The 3,831-nt window shown below is 62.8% G+C and carries 4 protein-coding genes; 3 read left to right on the top strand and 1 reads right to left on the bottom strand.

The annotated features are described in order from the left end of the window. Nucleotides 1-132: 132 nt before the first annotated feature. Complete coding sequence (locus tag Q0072_RS14400) at nucleotides 133-756, bottom strand: TetR/AcrR family transcriptional regulator (protein WP_298331409.1); 624 nt, start codon at nucleotides 754-756, stop codon at nucleotides 133-135. Between the two features lie 207 nt (nucleotides 757-963). Between Q0072_RS14400 and Q0072_RS14395 the strand changes: the two genes are divergently transcribed. The 3 genes from Q0072_RS14395 to Q0072_RS14385 all read left to right on the top strand — a co-directional run. Continuing rightward, nucleotides 964-2,319, top strand: coding sequence for an efflux transporter outer membrane subunit (locus tag Q0072_RS14395; RefSeq protein ID WP_298331407.1), 1,356 nt, complete (start codon nucleotides 964-966; stop codon nucleotides 2,317-2,319). A gap of 29 nt (nucleotides 2,320-2,348) precedes the next feature. Then, nucleotides 2,349-3,494 (top strand): HlyD family efflux transporter periplasmic adaptor subunit, encoded by a 1,146-nt coding sequence (locus Q0072_RS14390; RefSeq protein ID WP_298331405.1) that lies wholly within the window; start codon nucleotides 2,349-2,351, stop codon nucleotides 3,492-3,494. Nucleotides 3,495-3,577: 83 nt separating this feature from the next. Next, nucleotides 3,578-3,831: MFS transporter (locus tag Q0072_RS14385; RefSeq protein ID WP_298331403.1), on the top strand; the 254-nt coding region annotated here is incomplete at its 3' end.

The following is a 3,831-nucleotide window of genomic DNA, read 5'->3' as shown; positions in this document are numbered from 1 at the left end:
GCATAGCCGGGTTAGGGGGAGGAAGGGCAGGGGGTGAAGCCGGGGAGGCGGCTTCTGTATAGCCCTTTGTCCGTAAGGATGTTGCGGTGCTTCCCGCGACGAGGGGTAAGGATTGTCTAAGGCATGCCTGGTTCAGGCGCTTCGCCCATAGGCGGCATAGAAGGCCGAGACAGCGGCTTCGACCTCGGTTTCGATTTCGGCCTCATCCGGTTCGGGGAGGTAGTTGAGGAAGCGCGCCTTCTGATAGCGGCTCTGGCACAGGGCAATAAACTGATGCGCCGCGCGTAAGCTGTCTGTCAGCACGAATTCCCCTGCGTCTGCGGCCTTATTCAGAAAACTGGCAAGATTGCGCGCACCACGCAGCGGGCCGTTTTCGTAAAAAGCCCGGCCTATGTCGGGCCAGCGTTCGGACACCGCCATGATGACGCGGTAATTGCGCATGGTCGAGTCGGACGTCACAATGCGCAGATATTGCTTGGCCCAGCGGCGCAGGGCTTCGCGATAACCGCCGCCATCGACTTCGAACGAGTCGATCAGCCGCGCATGAATCGCGCAGTGGCGATCCACGAAGGCCTCAAACAGTTCTTCCTTGCTCTTGAAGTAGTTATAAAGCGTGCCCTTCGACCCACCCAGCTTCGCGGCGATGGCCGACATGGACGCGGCGTCAAACCCTTCTTCGAGGAAAATCCGGCTGGCCACATCCAGTATGGCTTCACGACGGGCGTCCTTGTCGGGACGAGATTTTAACTCTTGCATCTTAGCCTCGGTGTGGCGTGCAATCATTTGCAGGCAATGCGCTGTGCCACGTTTTGAATATGTGTCGTCGATACATCAGCTTGCTGCGGCGCGCAAAAAATTACTGACCGTACCGTACGGTTTGATTGACAATATAGCGATCGCGGCGTATAGGCGCAACAGATAAATGACCGTACCGTACGGTTCGAGAAACTGAGGGCGTACCTGATGTTTGTATTTAAACGACCCGCAATTGGTTTGCTTCTTGGCGTTTCCGCTCTGGCGCTCACCGCCTGCGCGGCCTTGCCGAAAAGCGAGTCCGTCTCTCCCGTGCCGACTGCCGCCGCTGTGCCTCAGGACATGCTGATCGGGCGCTGGTGGGAGAGCTACAAGGACGCGCAACTGAGCGATCTGGTCGAAACGGCCCTGCGCGACTCTCCCAATCTGACCGCTGCCGCCGGGCGTCTTCTGAAGGCGCGCGCGCTCGAAGACACGCAGAAGGCGACGCTCTATCCCACGGCGACGGCCTTGGGCGCCTCCTTGCAGATGGGGGGCAAAGATCCCGCCATCGATGCCCTGACCCTCGGCGGCATCAATTTCGGCTGGGAGCTGGATTTCTGGGGCAAGAACCGCGCCGGGGTTAAGGCGGCCGTCTCCGCCGCCGAAGCCGCCCGCGCCGACGGACAGCAGGCCGTGCTGGTCCTTTCCACTTCACTGGTCAATGCCTGGTTCGAACTGGGCCATATGTACAAAGACCTCGATGTCGCCGAACGCAATCTGGCCATCCGCACGGACACGCAGTCTCTGGTTGCGCAAAAGGTCGAAGGCGGTCTGCGCCCGCGCGCCGAACTGGAACAGGCCCGCGCCAATGTCGCCAACAGCAAGGGCGAGGTGGCGGCGCTGAACGAGCGCATCCTGATCCAGCGTCACCTGATTGCGGCGCTGGCTGGTCAGGCCCCGGCCTTTGGTGAGGCCCTACCGAGGCCCGTCCTGCCCGATACGCACGATTTCAAGGCCCCGGCGCGCATTGATCTGGAGCTGGTTGCCCGTCGTCCGGACGTGGCCGCGGCCCGTGCCCGCGCCGAACAGGCCGTGCACGGCACCGAGCGCGCCAAAGCGTCCTTCTATCCCAATGTCAATCTGATGGCCTTTGCAGGCAAGGTGTTCCTCAACGACCTGTCCGGGTCGGGTATCGACGCCATCAATGCCGGTCCGGTGATCAGCCTGCCCCTGTTTGAAGGGGGTAAGCTGCGCGCCAATCTGCGCGGCGCCGAGGCCGATCAGTCGGTCGCTCTGGCCAGCTATCATCAGTCCGTCATCAACGCCATGCAGGAGGTCGCCGATACCGGTGCCAGCCAGACCGCGCTGAGCGAGCGACTGAGCCTGTCCAATGAAGCCCTCACCGCCAGCGAGGAGGCCTATCGCATGGCCCGTCTGCGTTACGAGGCGGGCCTCAGCGACTATGCCAGCCTGCTGGTCATTGAACAAAATCTCCTGTCGCAGCGGACCGCCAATACGGCCCTGCAAAGCCGCGCCCTGACCCTCGAAGTCGCCATGGTCAAGGCGCTCGGCGGTTCCTACTGAATTCCACGCTGAAGAAAAAGTGACGCACCATGTCCGATACTGAAAACACCCCGCCCGTTACGCCTTCCCAAACGTTCCCCGCCAAATCCAATGATCGCCGCCGTCAGCTCCTGACCGGTCTGGCCGCCGTGGTGGCCGTCGGCGTGCTGGGCTACGGCGCCTATTACATGCTGGTCGCCTCGCACTATGTTTCGACCGACAATGCCTATGTCGGGGCCGAAACGGCGCAGGTCAACGCGCTGGTTGGCGGGCCGGTCGCCCGCATCCTCGTCAAGGAAACCCAGACGGTGAAGGCCGGTGACGTGCTGCTGGTCATCGACGATGCCGATGCCAAGATCGCGGTCGAGTCCGCGCGCGCCGCTTTGGCCACCGCCGAACGCCGCGTCATGGGCTACTACGCCAATGACAAGGCGCTGGGCGGTCAGATGGGGGCCCGCGAAGCCGACATCGTGCGCGCGGACGCCGGGATCAAGGCCGCCGAGGCCGAGGTCAACCGTACCCGGTTCGAGTTCGAGCGCCGCAAGAACCTCGCCACCAGTGGGGCCGTGTCTCAGGAAGAGGTCGTGGCGACCGAAAGCGCCTATGCCGGTGCTATCGCCAACCTCAATGCCGCCCGTGCGTCCCGCATTCAGGCACAGGCCGCGCTCGCCGCGGCCGAAGGCAACCGTCAGAGCAATGCGACGCTGATCGCCGGTGTCAAGCCGGGTGAAAACCCCGAAATCATGGCAGCGCGTGCGCGTCTGGCTTCGGCAGAACTGGCGCTGGAACGCACCGTGGTGCGCGCGCCTGTGGCCGGGGTTGTTACCCGCAAGGCGGTGCAGGTCGGCCAGCAGGTGCAGACCGGCACGCCGCTGATGTCGGTGGTGCCGATTTCGCAGGCCTATGTCGATGCCAACTTCAAGGAAGTGCAGCTTAAAAAAGTGCAGCCGGGTCAGGAGGTTGAACTGACCTCCGATCTGTACGGCGAAGGCATCAAGTACAAGGGCAAGGTCGTCGGCGTGTCCGGCGGCACGGGCTCGGCCTTTTCGCTGATCCCGGCACAAAACGCTTCGGGTAACTGGATCAAGGTCGTGCAGCGCCTGCCGGTGCGCATCCAGATCGACGAAAAGGACCTGAAGGAACATCCGCTGCGCGTTGGCCTGTCGATGAAGGCCAGGATCGACGTGTCGAAGTAAGGCCCGTCGTACATAACCTCCTTCCGGCTACGCCGGTATTTCCCCCTGATATCAGGGGGGGAACTGATCTTATGGAGCGCCTTATGGCCTCATCTTCTTCCCCTGCCGGACCCGCGCCGCTGACTGGCGTATCGCTGGCTCTGGCCGCCGTAGCCCTGGCGCTCGGCACCTTCATGCAGGTGCTCGACTCGACCATTGCCAATGTCGCCCTGCCGACTATCGCCGGTAATCTCGGCGTCGCCTCCGATCAGGGGACGTGGGTCATCACCTCTTTCGCCGTCGCCAACGGCATCTCGGTGCCGCTGACCGGCTGGCTGATGATGCGCTTTGGCGTGGT

This window comes from Asticcacaulis sp., from assembly GCF_027484505.1.
GTDB lineage: Bacteria > Pseudomonadota > Alphaproteobacteria > Caulobacterales > Caulobacteraceae > Asticcacaulis.
This window is presented reverse-complemented; position numbering and strand designations above follow the sequence as displayed.